At 46.9% G+C, this 18,460-nt stretch carries 20 protein-coding genes; 5 read left to right on the top strand and 15 right to left on the bottom strand.

The annotated features are described in order from the left end of the window. Positions 1-3: 3 nt before the first annotated feature. The 5 genes from ACTHTY_RS00865 to grxC form a co-directional block, all read right to left on the bottom strand. Positions 4-315: a hypothetical protein gene (locus ACTHTY_RS00865; protein WP_070646585.1), complete on the bottom strand. Its 312-nt coding sequence runs from the start codon at positions 313-315 to the stop codon at positions 4-6. Beyond that, positions 308-1,675, bottom strand: coding sequence for a replication initiation factor domain-containing protein (locus tag ACTHTY_RS00860; RefSeq protein ID WP_440366172.1), 1,368 nt, complete (start codon positions 1,673-1,675; stop codon positions 308-310). The genes ACTHTY_RS00865 and ACTHTY_RS00860 overlap by 8 nt, the downstream gene beginning before the upstream one ends. Further along, positions 1,650-1,880, bottom strand: a complete 231-nt coding sequence (locus tag ACTHTY_RS00855; RefSeq protein ID WP_440366171.1) for a hypothetical protein — start codon at positions 1,878-1,880, stop codon at positions 1,650-1,652. The genes ACTHTY_RS00860 and ACTHTY_RS00855 overlap by 26 nt, the downstream gene beginning before the upstream one ends. 131 nt (positions 1,881-2,011) lie before the next feature. Then, on the bottom strand, positions 2,012-2,446 hold the full coding sequence (gene secB / locus ACTHTY_RS00850; RefSeq protein WP_003745844.1) for a protein-export chaperone SecB: 435 nt from the start codon (positions 2,444-2,446) through the stop codon (positions 2,012-2,014). 21 nt (positions 2,447-2,467) lie between these two features. Continuing rightward, positions 2,468-2,725: a glutaredoxin 3 gene (gene grxC, locus ACTHTY_RS00845; protein ID WP_003684090.1), complete on the bottom strand. Its 258-nt coding sequence runs from the start codon at positions 2,723-2,725 to the stop codon at positions 2,468-2,470. A 237-nt stretch (positions 2,726-2,962) separates the two neighbouring features. Between grxC and ACTHTY_RS00840 the strand changes: the two genes are divergently transcribed. Then, the gene (locus ACTHTY_RS00840) at positions 2,963-4,456 is read left to right on the top strand and encodes an Rne/Rng family ribonuclease (protein ID WP_070713423.1); all 1,494 of its coding nucleotides are present in this window, start codon (positions 2,963-2,965) and stop codon (positions 4,454-4,456) included. Positions 4,457-4,514: 58 nt separating this feature from the next. On the opposite strand, the gene ACTHTY_RS00835 is transcribed toward ACTHTY_RS00840, so the two are convergent. From ACTHTY_RS00835 to ACTHTY_RS00820, 4 genes are all read right to left on the bottom strand, one after another. Beyond that, on the bottom strand, positions 4,515-5,183 hold the full coding sequence (locus ACTHTY_RS00835) for a DUF3108 domain-containing protein (RefSeq protein WP_107696988.1): 669 nt from the start codon (positions 5,181-5,183) through the stop codon (positions 4,515-4,517). Positions 5,184-5,213: 30 nt separating this feature from the next. After that, a complete protein-coding gene (purN, locus tag ACTHTY_RS00830) occupies positions 5,214-5,840 on the bottom strand; it encodes a phosphoribosylglycinamide formyltransferase (protein ID WP_070749076.1) in 627 nt (208 codons plus the stop codon). Positions 5,841-5,937: 97 nt separating this feature from the next. Further along, positions 5,938-6,753: an FKBP-type peptidyl-prolyl cis-trans isomerase gene (locus ACTHTY_RS00825; protein WP_440366170.1), complete on the bottom strand. Its 816-nt coding sequence runs from the start codon at positions 6,751-6,753 to the stop codon at positions 5,938-5,940. A gap of 160 nt (positions 6,754-6,913) precedes the next feature. Then, positions 6,914-8,179, bottom strand: coding sequence for a Glu/Leu/Phe/Val family dehydrogenase (locus ACTHTY_RS00820; RefSeq protein ID WP_070504425.1), 1,266 nt, complete (start codon positions 8,177-8,179; stop codon positions 6,914-6,916). 421 nt (positions 8,180-8,600) lie between these two features. On the opposite strand from ACTHTY_RS00820, the gene ACTHTY_RS00815 reads away from it, so the two are divergent. The 3 genes from ACTHTY_RS00815 (at position 8,601) to ACTHTY_RS00805 (ending at position 10,113) form a co-directional block, all read left to right on the top strand. Then, the gene (locus tag ACTHTY_RS00815; protein ID WP_107858106.1) at positions 8,601-9,314 is read left to right on the top strand and encodes a phosphoglycolate phosphatase; all 714 of its coding nucleotides are present in this window, start codon (positions 8,601-8,603) and stop codon (positions 9,312-9,314) included. 100 nt (positions 9,315-9,414) lie between these two features. Then, complete coding sequence (gene recX / locus ACTHTY_RS00810; RefSeq protein ID WP_440366169.1) at positions 9,415-9,876, top strand: recombination regulator RecX; 462 nt, start codon at positions 9,415-9,417, stop codon at positions 9,874-9,876. 75 nt (positions 9,877-9,951) lie between these two features. Then, entirely contained in the window at positions 9,952-10,113 is a 162-nt protein-coding gene (locus tag ACTHTY_RS00805; RefSeq protein ID WP_039861975.1) for a hypothetical protein, read from the top strand. A gap of 117 nt (positions 10,114-10,230) precedes the next feature. Here the strand turns inward: ACTHTY_RS00805 and ACTHTY_RS00800 are convergent, their stop codons facing one another. The 3 genes from ACTHTY_RS00800 to gmk form a co-directional block, all read right to left on the bottom strand. Then, entirely contained in the window at positions 10,231-12,387 is a 2,157-nt protein-coding gene (locus tag ACTHTY_RS00800; RefSeq protein ID WP_440366168.1) for a RelA/SpoT family protein, read from the bottom strand. A gap of 104 nt (positions 12,388-12,491) precedes the next feature. Then, entirely contained in the window at positions 12,492-12,698 is a 207-nt protein-coding gene (gene rpoZ, locus ACTHTY_RS00795) for a DNA-directed RNA polymerase subunit omega (RefSeq protein WP_003682294.1), read from the bottom strand. Positions 12,699-12,750: 52 nt separating this feature from the next. Then, complete coding sequence (gene gmk / locus ACTHTY_RS00790) at positions 12,751-13,368, bottom strand: guanylate kinase (RefSeq protein ID WP_063067948.1); 618 nt, start codon at positions 13,366-13,368, stop codon at positions 12,751-12,753. Between the two features lie 168 nt (positions 13,369-13,536). Here gmk and ACTHTY_RS00785 point away from each other — a divergent pair, with 168 nt between their 5' ends. Further along, complete coding sequence (locus ACTHTY_RS00785; RefSeq protein ID WP_003682296.1) at positions 13,537-14,097, top strand: adenine phosphoribosyltransferase; 561 nt, start codon at positions 13,537-13,539, stop codon at positions 14,095-14,097. 45 nt (positions 14,098-14,142) lie between these two features. Here the strand turns inward: ACTHTY_RS00785 and ACTHTY_RS00780 are convergent, their stop codons facing one another. The 3 genes from ACTHTY_RS00780 to ACTHTY_RS00770 all read right to left on the bottom strand — a co-directional run bounded on the left by ACTHTY_RS00780 (position 14,143) and on the right by ACTHTY_RS00770 (position 18,356). Beyond that, positions 14,143-14,880 (bottom strand): toxin-antitoxin system YwqK family antitoxin, encoded by a 738-nt coding sequence (locus ACTHTY_RS00780; protein WP_003686026.1) that lies wholly within the window; start codon positions 14,878-14,880, stop codon positions 14,143-14,145. A gap of 225 nt (positions 14,881-15,105) precedes the next feature. Beyond that, a complete protein-coding gene (prmB, locus tag ACTHTY_RS00775) occupies positions 15,106-16,005 on the bottom strand; it encodes a 50S ribosomal protein L3 N(5)-glutamine methyltransferase (protein ID WP_003745819.1) in 900 nt (299 codons plus the stop codon). A 95-nt stretch (positions 16,006-16,100) separates the two neighbouring features. Then, the gene (locus ACTHTY_RS00770; protein ID WP_440366167.1) at positions 16,101-18,356 is read right to left on the bottom strand and encodes a nitric-oxide reductase large subunit; all 2,256 of its coding nucleotides are present in this window, start codon (positions 18,354-18,356) and stop codon (positions 16,101-16,103) included. Positions 18,357-18,460: the final 104 nt, after the last annotated feature.

The following is an 18,460-nucleotide window of genomic DNA, read 5'->3' as shown; positions in this document are numbered from 1 at the left end:
TTCTTAGGCTTTGGGCGTTGCGCCTTTAACTTGGAAATCCAGCAATTTTGGAACAAGACCTTTACCTGTTGATTCCATGGCGACGGTTACATCAACCGCGCAAGGGAATTTAAGATTTTTCAGCTTTTCAAAATTATGGCTATCGCCAAATTTCATGCTTGCCGCGGTAAAGCCCACGGCATTGCCGTTTGAAGGCATGGGGCTGGCTACCAAAACTGTGCAAGAATCGATTTTGTTACCGTCGATTTCGCCTTTGAATTGTTTTGCGCCCAACAGGGTTGCTGAATATGTGGTTACTTGGCTTTGCTCAAACATTTGAATTTCCTTTACTGTTTAAAAAATTTGAAATAATTTTCTCTTCGAGTTCTATGTCTTTAATGTGTTGTTTTTCCCTATCTTGTGGGAATGCGGTTTCTTTCTCATCAAGCAAATCATCAAGTAATGTTTGCATGTTCAAATCATCAATTGCTTTTTGCTCTTCGTGTATATATTGAATCTTTTGTGTCTGATCTCTACAGTCGTATTGTTCAGGTTGTAAACCTTTGGGATAACCTTCAATGCCTTTTACAAGTTCATCGACAATTTTTGTATCATCCCAACCTATATCACGGAGAAAATTAACCATCTTTCCAACCTGATTACGCGCATGGAACAGTTTGTGATCGAAAGATAGATTTACTGTTTCTGTCTTTGCATCCATCCGCTTGGCTTCTGTTTTGAATATTGCGGTACATATCGGATAAGCACCACCAAGATATGAACCGGTATAAAGCAAAACATCTAAGGGAATTTCTATATCGCCTGCCCGAAATTCAGTTTCAAACCTTACCCAAGGACTGTTGACATCGCCAAATTGTTTTCCTTTCTCATAAACGCGGGTAAATTTGGAATTTCCGCGTTTACCTACATAAAAGGTTTTGCCGCTACCATCATCATTGCGCCATGCAGTACCTCGGCATTCGCTTTTTGGTCTCATATTGTGAACGTCAAAATGACCGTTATCATGATCAAGTAATGCCTGATCGGGTGTGTATTCGCCGTTAAAAAAATCATGGGCGACATCAACACGGGTAATTTTTGGACGTATGCACTTACTTAAAAACTCATACAGTCTGTTTTCCCAACCAGGTATAGCAGCCTGACAACCTGTACCATTCAATTCAACCAGCATTGTTTCTCGCTGACCACCATAATGAACCTTGCCATATTCGACGTTATCCGGGCCGAGTTGGTAACAGCTTTTATAGAAAAACTTTCCTTTGAACGGTAGTTTTTGGGTAATGCCAAAACCTAAAATTTCTTCTAACAGCTCGCTATACTTCACAACAAATTCTGTATCTGAAACCAATCCTTTACCTGTTACTTTCGGTAAACTGTCTTCGTGAATCGTGAAAGTGATTTGGTCAATAAATGCGCCGTCATCCCTTCCTCTTCTTAACGGTATTTCGATGAATTTGCCTTTTCCATCCGATACGAAATGGCTGAAATATTCAAACTCAAAATCTTGGTTCTCCGATTTTTCCGCACCCTTCGGATTAGGGGTTTTATTTTGCTCCCCCCCTATTAGCCTAGGGGGGCAGCCTTCGGTGGTTGCCGCAGCCCTGCCGTCCGCTGACGCGTCCGCCATGTCTGCGCCCACCGCCACGGCTTTATCTTCCCAAGCTTTCACGGCCATATTCCTCATTCATCAAATCCCTTACTAAAAGTCTTCCGCATTCGTTTGCAGCGTTTTCAGCTTTGTGTTTTAAAGTTTGATGTGAAACAGGAAAGCAAAGAGTTTTGACACATTGAGATTCATCATTTATATCCTTGAAAACTTTGAGGATATATGCCTTCGGAAAAGATACTGGTTCGGGATTTACGGTGTAGAAAATAAGCATGATTAAAGCCCCTTCACTGGCTTAGTTAAGGGGCTTTACAAGAATTAAGAATATGCGCCCCTGATGGAACGCAATATATAAGGCCGTCTGAACGCAATGTTTCAGACGGCCTTAATTTAGGTATAACGCGATTAAGCGTTAGCTTCCTGTTGTTGTTGGTAGATGGCTTCGAAGTTGATCGGAGCGAGCAATACAGGTGGGAAGCCGGCGCGGGTTACGCTGTTGGAAATGGCTTCGCGCGCGTAAGGGAACAGGATGTTCGGACAAGCAACGCCCAACAGCAGTTGTACGTCTTCTTCAGGAATATTTTCCAGACGGAAGATGCCGCTTTGGGTAACTTCGTTCAAGAACATGGTGCGCTCTTCGTTCAGTTTGGCAGTCACGGTCACGGTCACGTCAACGCTGTAGAAGCCGTCTTCCAGTTTGGTGTTGCCGGTAGAAACGCGCATATCCACTTCAGGCTCGCCTTGTTCCAAGAAGATTTGTGGTGCGTGAGGCACTTCCAAAGACAAGTCTTTTACATACAGACGCTCAACGCTGAATACGGGTTGCAATTCTTCGCTCATTTTATTTTCCTAAGTTAAGGGTTAAGGATTTAATAATTCGTCCAACTTGCCTTCCTGCTGCAAGCGGTACAAATCGGTAAAGCCACCGACATGGGTGTCGCCGATAAAAATCTGCGGCACGCTGCGCTGGCCGGAAAGCTGCTGCATTTCGGCAAAAACTTCCGGATTGCCGTCGATGCGGATTTCGTTGATTTCTTTCACACCCACCGCCTGCAACAGCCTTTTCGCCATGGTGCAGTACGGGCAATATGGACCGGTATAAACAGTAACGGTTTGCATGATTTCTTCCAAAATACCAATGTTCATGACTATATGGGCATAGGTGCTATTTTACAAGTATTCCCGCCGTACGGTTGTAAAAAACATTCAGACGGCCTCTTGGCCATAAACATTTGTGCAGATGCGGAAAAACCATAATTAAAGTATGATAAGCGCTTTCGCAGAATGACTTTTGCCATTTGTTTTTTGGAGAAGAACACATCGCAAAATTTTTTCTATTCAAAATCAGGTATCCCCATGCTTTCAGGAATTCCCATACCCAAGGACGCTGTGCGTCCGCCCGAAACTGTCCTCGTCAACATCACGCCGCAAGAAACGCGTGTGGCTGTTTTGGAAGAGAACAATATCTGCGAGCTGCACATCGAGCGCAACAGCGGCCATAGCTTGGTCGGCAATATTTATTTAGGCGTCGTCAAACGCGTCCTTCCCGGCATGCAAAGCGCGTTCATCGATATCGGCTTGGAACGCGCCGCGTTTTTGCATATCGTCGACGTCCTCGAACAACGCCGCAATCCGGATGAAACCCAACGCATCGAACACATGCTCTTTGAAGGCCAGTCTGTCTTGGTTCAAGTCATCAAAGACCCCATCAACACCAAAGGCGCGCGCCTGTCCACCCAAATCTCACTGGCCGGCCGTTTCCTCGTCCATCTTCCGCAAGAAGACCACATCGGCATTTCCCAACGCATTGAAGACGATGCGGAACGCAGCAGTTTGAGGGAGCGCCTCAACAACCTGCTGCCCGAAAACGCCTGCCACGGCTACATCATCCGTACCAACGCTGAAAACGCCTCCGATGACCAACTACAATCAGACATCAACTATCTGACCAAAGTGTGGGAACACATTCAAAAACAGGCAAAAATTCAGCCGCCTGAAACCCTGCTCTATCAAGATTTGCCATTAAGCCTGCGCGTATTACGAGATATGTTCAGCCTTGATACGCACAAAATCCTGGTCGATTCCACCGAAAACCACCGCCGCATGACCCAGTTTGCCGAACAATACGTTCAAGGTGCATTGGGCAGAATCGAGCTGTTCAAAGGCGAACGCCCCCTATTTGAAACCCACAACATCGAGCAGGAAATCGCCCGCGCCCTGCAACCGCGCGTCAACCTCAACTTCGGCAGCTACCTCATCATCGAGTCCACCGAAGCCATGACCACCATCGATGTCAACACCGGCGGCTTTGTCGGCGCGCGCAATTTTGATGAGACCATCTTCCGCACCAACCTCGAAGCCTGCCACACCATCGCCCGCGAACTTCGCCTGCGCAATCTCGGCGGCATCATCATCATCGACTTCATCGATATGGCGCAGGAAGTCCACCGCGAAGCCGTCCTGCAAGAGCTTGCCAAAGCCCTCAGTTTCGACCGTACCCGCGTCACCCTCAACGGCTTTACCAGCCTGGGCCTTGTCGAACTGACCCGCAAACGCTCGCGTGAAAACTTAAGCCAAATTCTCTGCGAACCCTGCCCTTCCTGCCAAGGCCGGGGCCGTCTGAAAACGCCGCAAACCGTGTGCTACGAAATCCAACGCGAAATCGTCCGCGAAGCGCGCCGCTACGATGTCCAAGCTTTCCGCATTTTGGCCGCTCCAAATGTCATCGACTTGTTCTTAGACGAAGAATCGCAATCGCTGGCGATGTTGATAGACTTTATCGGCAAGCCGATTTCACTGGCAGTCGAAACCGCCTACACGCAGGAACAATACGATATTGTGTTGCTGTAAAAATAAAAGGCCGTCTGAAAACTTTTTCAGACGGCCTTCTTGTTTGAGCAAATAAAGATTACGGTTTCACTACTTTACCGTTGATTTTGACGGAAGTCAGTTTCAAGTTGTAGGTTTTGCCGTCATCGGTATAACTGATTTGCGCAGGGATATTGTCGATATCGGAAGCAAAAGAGTAAGTAACGGTATCGTCGCCACGGCGGACGCGATATTTGCTCACAGGCGTTGTACCGCCATTCAATTTATAGCTTTCGCTGCCAATTTTGTTCATGCTGCCGACGGTATAGAGTTTTTTACCGTTGGTAATTTTCAAACCTGACGGCAGGCGCACGTCATTGGCGGCCAGTTGCCATGCCAAAGTGAACAAGTCCATAGCCGGGCCGGATTTTTCGGTTTTCAAATCACCTGCTTTGCCGTAAGTGATGTTGCCGCCGGAGAATTTGGCCTCGGCATACAATTTACCGCCGCGTACATCTTTGTAGTAAGACGGATTCAAGGTTGTGCCGTTGATGCTGCCGCCAGATTCAAAGCGGATATTGTAAAGCGGTACTTTGATGGTAGAGACAATTTTGTATTGGCTGCCGCTACGTGTGAAGGTCATGGTTGCAGGAATACCGTAGCTGCCTGAGTATTGCAAAACGGCAGATTGCGGCAATTCAGCGGCTTGCGCGCCGATGGAGGCTGTAAGTAGGGAAAGTGTCAGCAGAGTTGTTTTAATCGGATTCATGATGTTTTCCTTGTGTGTATGGTGTTTTAATTAAGCCAACAGGCTTTGACCGGCGGCATTGCGTTGTGCATTCAAAACGCGGTTGCCTTCGATTTTCAGACGGCCTGCAACAAAGTCGGCAACGGCTTGTGGGAAAAGCTGGTGTTCAACCGTCAGCACGCGTGCGGCAACGTCGTCAGCGGTATCGCCGTCCAAAATAGGAACAATGCCTTGTGAAATAATCGGACCACAATCCAGCTCGGGGGTCACGAAATGGATGGTGCAGCCAGCTACTCGGCAACCTGCTTCCAATGCGCGTTCGTGGGTATGCAAACCGGTGAAAGAAGGCAGGATGGACGGATGGATGTTGATCAGGCGGTTTTCATAATGCGCGCAAAATTCCGGAGTCAAAATGCGCATAAAGCCCGCCAATACGACCAAATCCGGCTGATAGGCATCAATTTTCTCCATCATGGCCTGATCAAATGCCAGACGCGAGTCGAAGTTTTTATGGTTCAAACTGTCAGTGGCAATACCGCGCTCTGCCGCCCATGCCAATCCGGCTGCGGTCTCGCTGTTGCTCAATACGGCTGCAATGTTGGCATCGGGAATATTAGCATTCACAATCGCCTGCATATTGCTGCCGCGTCCGGAAATAAGGATGACGATATTTTTCATCATAATTCCTTGTTTGTTTGGAACAAAGGCCGTCTGAAACGGAATTTTTTCAGACGGCCTTTTATCCGTTGTTTAAGGGCGTAAGCCTTGATTCGGATTATTGAACTTTTTGTACGTCAACTTGTACAGGTTGTTGTGCAGCAGCATCAGGCGCGCCGACTTTAACCAGTTTCACGTCGAATACCAAAGTAGCGTTCGGACCGATTTTATCGCCGGCACCAACTTCGCGGTAAGCCAATTTAGCCGGGATGTAGAATGTTGCTTCGCCGCCTTCTTTCAAGAGTTGGATACCTTCAGTCCAACCTGGAATCACTTGGCTCACAGGGAAGCTTACTGGGCCACCGTTGGCTTTGCTGCTGTCAAATACGGTACCATCAATCAGACGGCCTTCGTATTCAACGGTAACCATATCGTCTTTAGTCGGTTTTTTACCTTCGCCTTCTTTGGTGATTTTGTATTGCAGACCGGAAGCGCTGGTTTTCACGCCTTCTTTAGTCGCGTTTTCTTTCAAGAACGCTTCGCCTTTTTCCAAGTTTACTTTGGCATCTTCAGCACGTTTGGCAGCCGCTTTTTCTTGTTGCTCTTGCAGGAACTTCATCATCACTTCCTGAGCTTGGGCTTCCGTCATTTTGACTTCTTTACCTTCAAACATGGCTTCCATAGCTTCGGTGAAGACTTTCAAATCGATTTCCGTACCTTGGTCTTTCATTTGTTTCAATGAACGGCCGATGTCCACACCCATTGCGTAGCTGGCTTGTTGGGCAGTAGAACCGATGGCGGAAGCATCTGCAGTCGCATTTGAAGCTGCTGAAGCAGCTGGGGCATCTTTAGCGGAAGTGTCTTTTTGGTTGCAAGCAGTCAGTGCCAACAAAGCAGACAAAGCCAATGCGCTGAATTTGAAAGTTTTGTTCATGATTATGTCTTTTCCGGAAAGGTCAAAAAAGGGGATTATAGCTGAGTTTGATTGAAATGGAATCAAGGTGGATTAAAATTTGTAAAGGCTCTTATCAAAAACATTAAGGCCGTCTGAAAACAGGTTTCAGACAGCCTACTCTTAGCTATCGCTCAAACGATTAATACCAGCCGCGCAGTTTCATTGCTTTTTCAACACGACGGATACTCATCATGTAAGAAGCGGTACGCAGGTCGACATCGTATTCTTGAGCCAAGTTCCAAATATCGCGGAACGCACGGCGCAGAACCACGGTTTCTTTCTCTTGAACTTCGTCAAACTCCCAGTAGTAGCCTTGCAGGTTTTGTACCCATTCAAAATAGGATACCACCACGCCGCCGCAGTTTGCCAAAATATCAGGAACAACCAATACGCCGTTTTGACGCAGGATAACGTCTGCTTCAGGAGTAGTCGGGCCGTTTGCGCCTTCAACCACGATTTTCGCGCGGACTTTACCGGCGTTTTCAGAAGTCAGTTGGTTTTCCAGCGCGCAAGGGGCGAGTACGTCCACATCCAAAGCCAAAAGTTCGGCATTGCTGATTTCTTTGCCGTAGCCGGCTTCGTTGGTGATGAAACCTTTGGTTTGGAATTCTTTGATGATTGCTTCCATATCCAAGCCGTTTTCATTGTAGATGGCAACGTCAACAGTAGATACGGCAACGATTTTCGCACCGGCTTTGTGTGCATAGTAACCGGTGTGGTAACCCACATTACCGAAACCTTGAATGGCGTAAGTGGCACCCTTCACGTCTTTGCCCAGTTTTTCCAAAGCTTGGACGGCGGCGAAGTTTACACCGTAACCGGTGGCTTCGGTACGCGCCAAGGAGCCGCCAAACTCAACCGGTTTGCCGGTAAATACGCCCGGTGCGGAATGTTTCACCACGTTTTCATAGGCATCAACCATCCAAGACATGATTTTGCCGTTGGTGTTCACATCAGGGGCAGGAATATCGATTTTCTCGCCGATCAGCGGAGAAATGGCTTCGGAATAAGCGCGGGCAATGCGTTCCAATTCCGCTTCGGAATAGTTACGCGGATCCAAAGTGATGCCGCCTTTACCGCCGCCGTAAGGAATACCGGCCACGCAGCATTTGATGGTCATCCAGATTGACAGGGCTTTGACTTCGTCCAGATTCACATTGGGATGGAAGCGCACGCCGCCTTTGTAAGGGCCGACGGCATTATTGTGTTGGGAACGGTAGCCGGTGAAGTTTTCTACTGTACCGTTGTCGAGTTTGACAGGGAAGTTGACTTCCAAAACACGTTGCGGCTTTTTCAAGATTTCAAATACTGCCGGGTCGGCATTCAGGCGATCGCAGGCAATTTTTACTTGTTTTTGTGCAATTTCAAACGGATTCAGTGTTTCTTTAACAGCAGATGCGGACATGTATTTTTCCTTTTCATACACATGATTAGACGAGAGCCATACTTGTTACTATATACAAAAACAGAAAAAAATGTAATAGCATGTAGTCGATAAAAAGCAAATCCATTCATTTATATATAAATTTAGTTTGAGGCCGTCTGAAAATATCGGCATGCCGACCAAAAAATTTTCAGACGGCCTAGTATAAATGCTCATCAAACCATTCAAAAAAACACACAAACCCTTTGTTTTTTAATGCCTACCAAACCACCCTTTTTGTTGACAAAATCCCTTCCATATTCCAAATAGGCTAACAGCCTTACACCAGCAAAAATTGTTAACAATTTAAACAAATATCCCTTTAAAGAATCAGCAAAACATCGGCAAATCAGGCAAACAATGTTAAAATAAGCGCTTAAATAATATGACAGAAAGCTACTCAATGACCACTGCTGCTTTAGAACACGTTCAAGCCGTTGCCTTTGATTTGGACGGTACCTTATGTGATTCCGTTCCCGATTTGGCCGCAGCAGCCCAAGCCATGTGTGCGCACTTGGGTTTACCTGTTTTGCCCACCCAAACGGTTGAAAGTTATGTCGGCGACGGCATCGGCAAATTGGTTCATCGCGTCATTACCAATGATCGTGAAAAAGAAGCCGATCCTGAAATCTGGGAAAAAGGTTTTGTGTTCTTTATGAAATATTATCGCGAACACTTGAGCGACTTTACCCGCCCCTACCCTGAAACTGAAGCCGGTCTCGGCCTGCTGAAGTCCTTGGGTATTCCATTGGTTGTCATTACTAACAAAAATGAAATTCTGGCTGCTGAGTTACTGAAACAGCTCAATCTCGACGACTATTTCAGCCTGGTTCTCGGCGGCGACAGCCTGACTGAGAAAAAACCCAGCCCATTGCCGCTTCAACATGCAGCCGAAGTTCTGGGCATCGACGTTGCCAATATGCTGATGGTGGGCGACTCCAAAAATGACATTATTGCCGCCAAAGCGGCCGGTTGCTTCAGCGTCGGCGTAACATTCGGCTACGGCGACATGACCTTGCTCTCTCAAGACAAAGCAACCAAACCTGATTTGTTGATTCGCGCCCTGCCTGAAATCTACGAAAATCTGCAACCGCAAAAAAACAAAGACGAAGAATAATTCGGCTTTATTTTCAGACGGCCTTTTCGGCTATTTTCCCCAATCAGGCCGTCTGAAAATGTAATTCGATGTAGTTAAAATCCCGCCCCTTCCATATCCTATGAAACCTCCCAAAACCTTACGCGCCCGCGCCTTGGATATTCTTTCCCGTCAGGAAGTCAGCCGTGTCGGCTTGAAACGCAAACTGGCCCCACACGCTGAAAGCGAAGAAGAATTGGAAAAGGTTTTGGACGAATTTGCCGAACGGAATTGGCAATCCGACCAACGTTACGCAGAAGCCTATATTCACAGTAAAAGCAACCGTTACGGCACGCTCCGCCTCAAGCAAGCTTTGGCGCAACAAGGTATCGATGCAGACGACTGTCGGGAGTTCCTACCCGATAGGGAGAACGAGCTGCAAACCGCTATTTCCGTCTTACGTAAAAAATTCAAGCAAGAAGCTCAAGATTTGAAAGAAAAACAAAAACAAGCACGTTTCCTTGCTTATCGCGGCTTTGGTGCCGATACCATTCAGACGGCCTTAAAAACGGCGTGGAATGAAGACGAAGACTTCTATCAATAATCATTCCCACTTGAATCTTTGCTTCTATCGGCGTACCCTTACGTTTTTATTCAATAATTCAATCAGAGCTTCATCATGTCCGACAAACCGCACGATACACCTAATCCCCTACTCGAAGACGAACGCAAAAATCCTGTTTACCGCTTGGGTCAGGCAGTAGCCGGATTCATGTTGCTGGTTTGGGCCGGCGTTTTGGCCTTAGTTTTCTTCTTGGTTTTCCGTTTTTGGTTAAGTTAAATCCAACCTGAAGCATTATTTTTCTTCAAAACAAACTAACAGAGTTTGTTTGTACATACTCAAAAGGCCGTCTGAACACACTTTCAGACGGCCTTTTCTAATCATGCTAATCACAGATTATCCTCGGATTACTTTACGGATATTCGGATTAGCATGCATTGCATGAATAATCTGATTAACCTGATCCAAATCTTTGACTTTAATTGTGAATTTAAATTCCACAAAACCTTCCGTTCCTGCTTGCGCTTTGGTCGGCGTATCAACAGATTCAATATCCGCACCGGAATTGGAAATCGCTTGCGCCATTGAGGCCAACAAACCATGCGCATCTTCGGATTTGACATTGAGGATGGTGCGATACGTTTGATTGCGCAAACTGTCCCAGCCCGCATCGAGTTGCTCTTCCGGATCGGCTTTGACCAAAGTTTGACAGGTATCACGGTGGATAATCATACCCTTGTCTTTGACCAATAAGGCGCGGATCGCATCGCCGGGAATCGGATGGCAACATTCGGCAAAATGAATCCGGCCGGTTTCTTGATCGTTGACTTTGATCGGGCTGAGTTTGACCGCGCTGCCAAAATGTTGGCCCGCCAACTCGGCAATGTGCATGGCAACGTGTACCGGCAAAGTATGCCCCATACCGACATTGTAGAGAACCTCTTCAAACGAGGTTTGTTTGGTATTCAAATCGGTAAGGTATTTTTCTTTGAGGTCGTCTGAAAGCAGAACGTCTTTAGGCAACAGGCTGGATAAAGCTTTTTGCAGCAGGTTCTCACCCAAAACAACGGCATCGTGACGATTCAGATTTTTAATGTATTGGCGGATGGCGCTGCGCGCACGGCTGGAAACGGTAAAATTCAGCCATGCCACATTAGGCTTGGCGTGTTCGGAAGTAATGATTTCTACCGTATCGCCGGTTTTCAGCTTGGTGCGCAACGGCATCATGACGTTATTGATACGCGCAGCAACAGTTTTATGACCGATATTGGTGTGAACGGCATAGGCAAAGTCAATCGGTGTCGCTCCTTTAGGCAAGGTAAGAATATCGCCTTTCGGGGTAACGATATAGACTTCGTTGGGGAACAAATCGACTTTGACATGCTCCAGAAACTCGATGGCATTTGAGCTGCTAGCCTGCAGGTCAAGAATATTTTTCATCCACCGGTTCATATGGAGGACGGCTTGGTCCGGAGTGTTTTCACCGGATTTATAAATCCAATGACCGGCAATACCGCCCTCAGCCACTGCATCCATTTCACGCGTACGGATTTGCACTTCGATCGGCAAACCGTAAGGGCCGACCAAGGTAGTGTGTAGGCTTTGGTAGCCGTTGCTTTTCGGAATGGCGATATAGTCTTTGAAACGGCCGGGCTTGGGGTGGTATAAATTATGCAATGCACCCAACGCGGCATAACAGGCAGGAATATTGTTTACAATGACCCGAAAGCCGTAGATATCCATTACTTCGGCAAAACGCAGCTTTTTAGCCAGCATTTTTTGATGGATGCTGTATAAGTTTTTCTCGCGGCCTTTGATTTTGGCTTCAATATTGACACCAACCAAACGCTGACCGAATGCACGCAACACTTTGCCGACAACATCGCGGCGATTTTTGCGGCTGTTGTCCATGGCTTTTTTCAGGGTTTCGTAGCGTCTTGGGTGGAGGTTTTGGAACGATAAGTCTTGAAGCTCTTGATACGCATTGTTCAGACCAATGCGGTTGGCGATTTGAGCATAGATTTCGAGGGTTTCTTTGGCGATGCGGCGGCGTTTTTCCGGACGCATAGAGCCAAGGGTACGCATATTGTGCAATCGGTCGGCAAGTTTGACGACGATGACGCGCACGTCTTTAGTCATGGCGAGGATCAGTTTGCGGAAACTTTCCGCCTGATGCTCGGCATGATCTTCAAATTTGAGTTTTTCCAGTTTGGAGAGGCCGTCTACCATTTCGGCAATGGTATCGCCGAATTCTGCCGCCATTTCGACTTTGGTTACGCCCGTATCTTCCAATACATCATGCATAACGCCCGCGCAGAGGCCTTGAACATCCATGTGCCAAATCGCAAGCTGCGTGGCAACGGCAAGGGGATGGGTGATGTAGGGTTCGCCGCTTTTACGGGTTTGTCCGTCATGGGCGTGGAAAGCGTAGGCAACGGCTCTTTCAAGCTCGGCCTGCTCATTGGTATTGAGATAGGATGCGGTGCGAAACAGAAGATCGCGCGCTTCTGCTGTCAACGGATCATAGGGGGAGGTAGGCAGTGGGGCTGGCATTTTCAGACGGCCTTTTATGGCTATTTTTAAGCCGTCAGACTGTATCGGTTGTGATATCGCACCGATACAGTCCGCGCGGCGGTTTTATCGGTTTGCCGGTTGGTTTATTTGTTGCGGGTCAGCAGCTCGGTTCCGATTTGTCCGGCAGCGATTTCGCGCAGTGCGGTTACGGTTGGTTTGTTGTTGCGAATGTCGTCAACCAAAGGCGTGTTGCCGTTTTCGAGCTGGCGTGCGCGACGGGCGGCAACGAGGGTAAGGTCGAAGTGGTTAGGGATTTTACCTGTGCAGTCTTCAGTAGTAATACGTGCCATGTTTGCTTGCTTTCTTTCTATGTTTCAAATAAACGGTTATTTTCGCTGTTTTTTACGAATTTTCCAACAGGTTTGAGATAAATCCCTGCTGGGCGGATTTTTTCAGACGGCCTGCTTTAATAATGTGGAACAAATCGGCTTCTGCACGATCCAAATCGTCATTCACGACAACGTAATCGAACAAAACGGATTGCTCAATCTCATGTCGGGCTTTTGAAAGACGTGTTTGAATAACTTCTTCGCTGTCTGTACCACGGCCGATCAAACGTTGCGCCAAAACTTCAAAGGAAGGCGGCAGGATGAAAATGCTGCTGGCTTCAGGCAACGATTTACGCACTTGCGCCGCACCTTGCACATCAATTTCCAAAATTACGTCATAGCCCTCTTCACTCAGCGAATTCACGCCGGCAATGCTGGTGCCGTAATAATTGCCGAACACATTGGCGTGTTCCAAAAATGCTCTTTGCTCAATCAGCGATTCAAATTCTTCTTTGGGAACAAAGTGGTAATGCACACCATGTGCCTCACCCTCTCGCGGCTGGCGCGTGGTATGAGAAATGGAAACACGGATGTCGTCATGATTTTTCAACAGGCGTGACACCAAGGTCGTTTTACCTGTGCCGGAAGCGGCAGAAATGATGTAAATATTGCCTTTTTTATGATTTTGCATGGTGGTTCAGCCGATGGTATGTATCTGTAAATTATAACACAACACAATGTTTCTCGGAATTTCAGACGGCATGTTGCAAAATTTGGCTATTGTATCGATTAATTTGGCAAGTCTGCATATGACCGCTACAATATCGTGTTAAAAACTTTTTGATTTCGGAATGTCGAGATGTTAATTCATCCTGAAGTAATGGGCGTAGAAGCTTTGGCGGACAAAATCCGTAAAATTGAAAACTGGCCGCAAAAAGGAATTTTGTTTCATGACATTACTCCCGTTTTGCAAAGCGCAGAATATTTCCGCCTGCTGGTTGATTTACTGGTTTACCGCTATATGGGGCAAAAAGTTGACGTTGTGGCAGGCTTGGACGCACGCGGTTTTATCATTGGTGCGGCTTTGGCCTATCAGCTAAATGTCGGCTTCGTTCCCATTCGTAAAAAAGGCAAGCTGCCGTTTGATACGGTTTCTCAAAGTTACGCTTTGGAATATGGCGAAGCAACGGTAGAAATCCATACCGACGCCATCAAGCCGGGCGCACGCGTTTTGTTGGTAGATGATTTGGTGGCAACCGGCGGCACAATGCTGGCAGGTGTCGAGCTGATCCGCAAACTGGGCGGCGAAGTAATCGAAGCGGCTGCCATTTTGGAATTTACCGATTTGGACGGCGGCAAAAAAATCCGCGAAAGCGGTGCGCCGTTATTTACCCTATGCCAAAACAAAGGCTGTATGTAATAAAAAACCGCAAGCTAATCAGCCTGCGGTTTTTTATGATCAAAATTATTCGAGGACGTATCCGTCCGTATCCCAAAAAGTTTTTTTCACCAACTGGTCGTCTTTATAAACCAACTCGGATTTCTTCGCACCATCATCGTACCAATCCAAAATGATGCCGCTGCGTTTACCGTTGCGAATACTCAATTCAGACACGATGCGGCCATTTTCATCCCAACTGATGATCTCCGTCGGTTTGTCATTGCTCATCATCATTTCAGTTTTCGGGCTGCCGTCTGAATACCATTGTTTCCAATGGCCATTGGCTTTATCGTGCTTAAACTGGATTTCGCTTTCTTTCACACCATTTCGGTAATAGCGGGAACCCACGCCCTCACTCAGTCCATTTTGATAAGGCATTACTGCGGATTTTTTACCGTTTGGATACCAGTTGACCCATTCACCATGCGGTTTGCCGTTGCGATAGCTGCCAACCATCTTTTTCTGACCGTTGAAATGCCACAGGGTTAACGTACCATTATCCAAAGCCGGAACAAAAACCTTAATCTGACCGGCAGGTACTTCATAAGGATCAGAATATTTTTTCATCGATGGATAGTAAAAATCCTGCACCTGCGCCTTACCTGCCTCAATCTTGTATTGGCGGACATAAGCAACCGAAGGCATGGTCGCCGTCAGTTTACCGTTTTGATTGAAATAAACGGTATGTTGCTGGGCAAAGGCGGCAACGGGCATACTGAACAAGGCGGCAGCCAACAGGCCTGATTTTAAATAATTATTCATAATATGGAGTTTGGCAGTATATGTTCTACAAAAAGTCAGTAATAAAAATCCACTGACATTAGAAACTATGACGAATATTATAAGCTATAGTTTCAAAGCCTGCTTGGATTTCATATTCGGCATACCATAGGCATTTGTATTTTCTTAAAACATTAAAGATTATACAGAATAAAGGCCGTCTGAAACTTTTTCAGACAGCCTTTGTTTTATTCATATCAAAATAAACTACTCTTCACCCAATAATTGCTCACGGGTCAACAAGAATACAAACCCATCGCCACCGCTGGTTTCCAACCAAGTAAACGGCAATTCGGGATAAGCTGCTTCCAATACTTCACGGTTATGACCGATTTCAACCAGCAATACACCTTTCGGATTCAAATATTTCGCCGCTTGCAGAATGATTTGACGTGTAGCGTCCAAACCATCTTCGCCGCTACCCAAAGCCAATTCCGGCTCGTGCAGGTATTCATCAGGCAACGCTTCCACAGATTCCGCGTCAACATAAGGCGGATTGGAAACAATCAAGTCGTAGGTTTCATCCAAACCTTCGAACAAATCGGTATGCACCAAGCTGATACGGTCTTCCAAGCCATAATCTTCGATATTAATCGCGGCCACTTCCAACGCATCCAAGCTTAAATCAACGGCATCGATTTGTGCGTCGGGATAGTGATGCGCCATTTGAATGGCCAAACAGCCGCTACCGGTACACAAATCCAAAGCACGATGCACCAACTCATCGTGTTCAATCCAAGGACGAATACCGTCGCCAAGCAATTCATAAATAAAAGAACGGGGCACGATGACGCGTTCATCGACATAAAAATCAAACTCACCCTGCCATGCTTGATGTGTCAGATACGCGGCAGGAATATGCTCCACTGCGCGGCGTTCGAGAATGGACAATACCTCTTCCTTCTCACTTTGCAACAATTTGGCATCCAAATAAGGCTCCAACGTATCCAAAGGCAGGTTCAAAGTGTGCAAAATCAGATAGGCTGCCTCGTCATGGGCATTATCGCTTCCGTGTCCGAAAAACAGTCCGGCATCGTTAAAACGGCTGACGGCGAAACGCAATAAATCGCGAACAGTGGTCAGCTCTTGAGCAGCTTGGTTGAACATAATGTTTTGTCTTGTCGATTTAAGAATATTGAAATTATAACAGAAAGGCCGTCTGAAAACTTTTCAGACGGCCTTCGATTTAATTCAGCTTAAGATTATTTATCGCGGCTGAATACGATTTTGGTAGCTTGGATAGCAACGCAGACAGCACCACCGATGAAGATCAAGTCAGCAGCGGTACGAACCCAACGCAGGGTATCCAGAATTTCCATTTGCAGGAATTCTTCGCTACGCGCATACCACAGACCATGAGTGATAGAAGCGTAAGCTTGAATCACGCCGACCGGCAACAGGCTGATAGCAATCATACCCACCAGGCCGCCGTTCAGCAACCAGAAGCCCCAAGTCATCAGTTTATCGTCAAATTGAACATTAGGTTTCAAGTAGCGTGCAACCAGCAATACGAAGCCCAGAGCCAAGAAACCATACACACCGAACAGAGCAGCGTGAGCGTGAACTGCAGTAGTGTTCAGACCTTGGATGTAGAACAGGGAAATCGGCGGATTAATCAGGAAGCCGAATACGCCGGCACCGATCATGTTCCAGAAGGCAACTGCTACGAAGCACATCAAAGGCCAACGCAGACGTTTCGCCCAGTCGGACAGGTGTTGGTAAGACCAGTGTTCGTAAGCTTCACGACCCAGCAGAATCAAAGGTACAACTTCCAAAGCGGAGAAACATGCACCGATTGCCATAGAAGCAGAGGTAGAGCCGGAGAAGTACAAGTGGTGCAATGTACCTGGAATACCGCCCAACATAAAGATGGCAGCAGCAGCCAAAGTAGAAGCAGTGGCAGTACTACGGCGGACAAAGCCCATGTTATAGAAGATGAATGCGAAAGCGGCAGTAGCGAACACTTCGAAGAAACCTTCTACCCACAAGTGAACCACCCACCAACGCCAGTACTCCATCACAGCGATTGGAGACTTTTCACCGTAGAACAGACCAGGAGCATAGAACACACCCACACCGACCATAGAAGCTACGAAGATAGCCAACAGGTTTTTGTCTGTACCTTTTTCTTTAAAGGCAGAAATGGTACAACGCAGCATCAGGAACAGCCACAACAGCAAGCCGACCATCAACAGAAGTTGCCAGAAGCGACCCAAATCCAAGTATTCGTAACCTTGGTGACCGAACCAGAAGTTCAGCTCAGGCGGAATGATGTGAGTCAAAGCAAAGAAGTTACCTGCATAAGAACCGCCGACTACGATGAACAGGGCGACGTACAGGAAGTTCACACCGGCACGTTGGAATTTAGGATCTTTACCGCCGTTCACAATCGGAGCCAAGAACAGACCTGCTGTCAGGAAGCCGGTTGCAATCCAGAAAATAGCGGATTGGATGTGCCAAGTACGGGTCAGCGCATATGGGAACCAGTCGGCCATTTCAAAGCCCAAGGCGGTATCGATACCGTAGAAGCCTTGACCTTCGACAGTATAGTGAGCGGTCAAACCACCCAACAGTACTTGTACGACAAACAACGCAACAGTCAGGAATACATATTTGCCCAACGCTTTTTGAGAAGGAGTCAGTTGTACTTTGGAAATAGGATCCTCAGTAGGTACTTCAACCTCTTCGTGTTTGGTCAAGAAAGAGTAACCCCACATCAGCAAGCCGATACCCATCAGCAACAATACCACGCTGGTGAAGGACCACATGTAGTTTTCAGTAGTCGGTACGTTCTTGATCAAAGGCTCGTGCGGCCAGTTGTTGGTGTAAGTGAAGTTCTCATCAGGACGGTTGGTCGAAGCAGACCAAGAAGTCCAGAAGAAGAAGTTGAACAGTTTTTCACGCGCTTCTTGGCTTGGCAATGTGTTGTTTTTCATTGCAAAGTGTTCGCGAGTGGTTTGGAACTTAGGATCGTCGCTGTACACACCGTGGTAGTAAGGCAGAATGCTTTCGATCGCTTTCACGCGGGTATCGCTGATAACGACAGAACCGTCTTCCTTAATACGGCTTTGGTTGCGGTATTCGTCAGCCAAACGGGTTTTCAGAACAGCTTGTTCCTCAGGAGAAACTTCGTCAAATTTTTTGCCGTAAGTTTCTTGCGCAGTCAGATCCAACCATGCAACCAGCTCGCGGTGCAGCCAGTCGGCAGTCCAGTCCGGAGCTTGGTATGCACCGTGACCCAATACAGAGCCAACTTCCATACCGCCGGTAGTTTGCCATGCAGATTGACCTGCCAAAATATCGTCTTTGGTCATCAGGACTTTGCCGGATGCAGAAACGACTTGTTCAGGGTATGGCGGAGCCTTTTTATAGACCTCGCTACCCATATAACCAAGAATGGTAAAGCATACTGCCAGTACGGCAAACAGCAAGTACCAAAGCTTCTTGTACTGTCCCATTTTGAGTACTCCTTGATTTTGGTAAAAAGTGGTTGGGTATTAATTCATCAAATATGAATGTTAAAGATTGTATCACGGTTTTAAAAGTAAAGAAATATTTTGTC

The sequence above is a fragment of the Neisseria sp. P0019.S002 genome, from assembly GCF_051957155.1.
GTDB classification, from domain to species: Bacteria; Pseudomonadota; Gammaproteobacteria; order Burkholderiales; family Neisseriaceae; genus Neisseria; species Neisseria perflava.
Note: the sequence above shows the minus strand (reverse complement) of the source record. Positions and strands in the feature narration are given on the sequence as shown.

Excerpts from the sequence above, each read along its gene's own strand:
- ACTHTY_RS00865 (WP_070646585.1), bottom strand. The coding sequence starts at position 315 with ATGTTTGAGCAAAGCCAAGTAACCACATATTCAGCAACCCTGTTGGGC.
- ACTHTY_RS00860 (WP_440366172.1), bottom strand. The coding sequence starts at position 1,675 with ATGGCCGTGAAAGCTTGGGAAGATAAAGCCGTGGCGGTGGGCGCAGAC.
- ACTHTY_RS00855 (WP_440366171.1), bottom strand. The coding sequence starts at position 1,880 with ATGCTTATTTTCTACACCGTAAATCCCGAACCAGTATCTTTTCCGAAG.
- secB (WP_003745844.1), bottom strand. The coding sequence starts at position 2,446 with ATGAGCGAAGAATTGCAACCCGTATTCAGCGTTGAGCGTCTGTATGTA.
- grxC (WP_003684090.1), bottom strand. The coding sequence starts at position 2,725 with ATGCAAACCGTTACTGTTTATACCGGTCCATATTGCCCGTACTGCACC.
- ACTHTY_RS00840 (WP_070713423.1), top strand. The coding sequence starts at position 2,963 with ATGCTTTCAGGAATTCCCATACCCAAGGACGCTGTGCGTCCGCCCGAA.
- ACTHTY_RS00835 (WP_107696988.1), bottom strand. The coding sequence starts at position 5,183 with ATGAATCCGATTAAAACAACTCTGCTGACACTTTCCCTACTTACAGCC.
- purN (WP_070749076.1), bottom strand. The coding sequence starts at position 5,840 with ATGAAAAATATCGTCATCCTTATTTCCGGACGCGGCAGCAATATGCAG.
- ACTHTY_RS00825 (WP_440366170.1), bottom strand. The coding sequence starts at position 6,753 with ATGAACAAAACTTTCAAATTCAGCGCATTGGCTTTGTCTGCTTTGTTG.
- ACTHTY_RS00820 (WP_070504425.1), bottom strand. The coding sequence starts at position 8,179 with ATGTCCGCATCTGCTGTTAAAGAAACACTGAATCCGTTTGAAATTGCA.
- ACTHTY_RS00815 (WP_107858106.1), top strand. The coding sequence starts at position 8,601 with ATGACCACTGCTGCTTTAGAACACGTTCAAGCCGTTGCCTTTGATTTG.
- recX (WP_440366169.1), top strand. The coding sequence starts at position 9,415 with ATGAAACCTCCCAAAACCTTACGCGCCCGCGCCTTGGATATTCTTTCC.
- ACTHTY_RS00805 (WP_039861975.1), top strand. The coding sequence starts at position 9,952 with ATGTCCGACAAACCGCACGATACACCTAATCCCCTACTCGAAGACGAA.
- ACTHTY_RS00800 (WP_440366168.1), bottom strand. The coding sequence starts at position 12,387 with ATGCCAGCCCCACTGCCTACCTCCCCCTATGATCCGTTGACAGCAGAA.
- rpoZ (WP_003682294.1), bottom strand. The coding sequence starts at position 12,698 with ATGGCACGTATTACTACTGAAGACTGCACAGGTAAAATCCCTAACCAC.
- gmk (WP_063067948.1), bottom strand. The coding sequence starts at position 13,368 with ATGCAAAATCATAAAAAAGGCAATATTTACATCATTTCTGCCGCTTCC.
- ACTHTY_RS00785 (WP_003682296.1), top strand. The coding sequence starts at position 13,537 with ATGTTAATTCATCCTGAAGTAATGGGCGTAGAAGCTTTGGCGGACAAA.
- ACTHTY_RS00780 (WP_003686026.1), bottom strand. The coding sequence starts at position 14,880 with ATGAATAATTATTTAAAATCAGGCCTGTTGGCTGCCGCCTTGTTCAGT.
- prmB (WP_003745819.1), bottom strand. The coding sequence starts at position 16,005 with ATGTTCAACCAAGCTGCTCAAGAGCTGACCACTGTTCGCGATTTATTG.
- ACTHTY_RS00770 (WP_440366167.1), bottom strand. The coding sequence starts at position 18,356 with ATGGGACAGTACAAGAAGCTTTGGTACTTGCTGTTTGCCGTACTGGCA.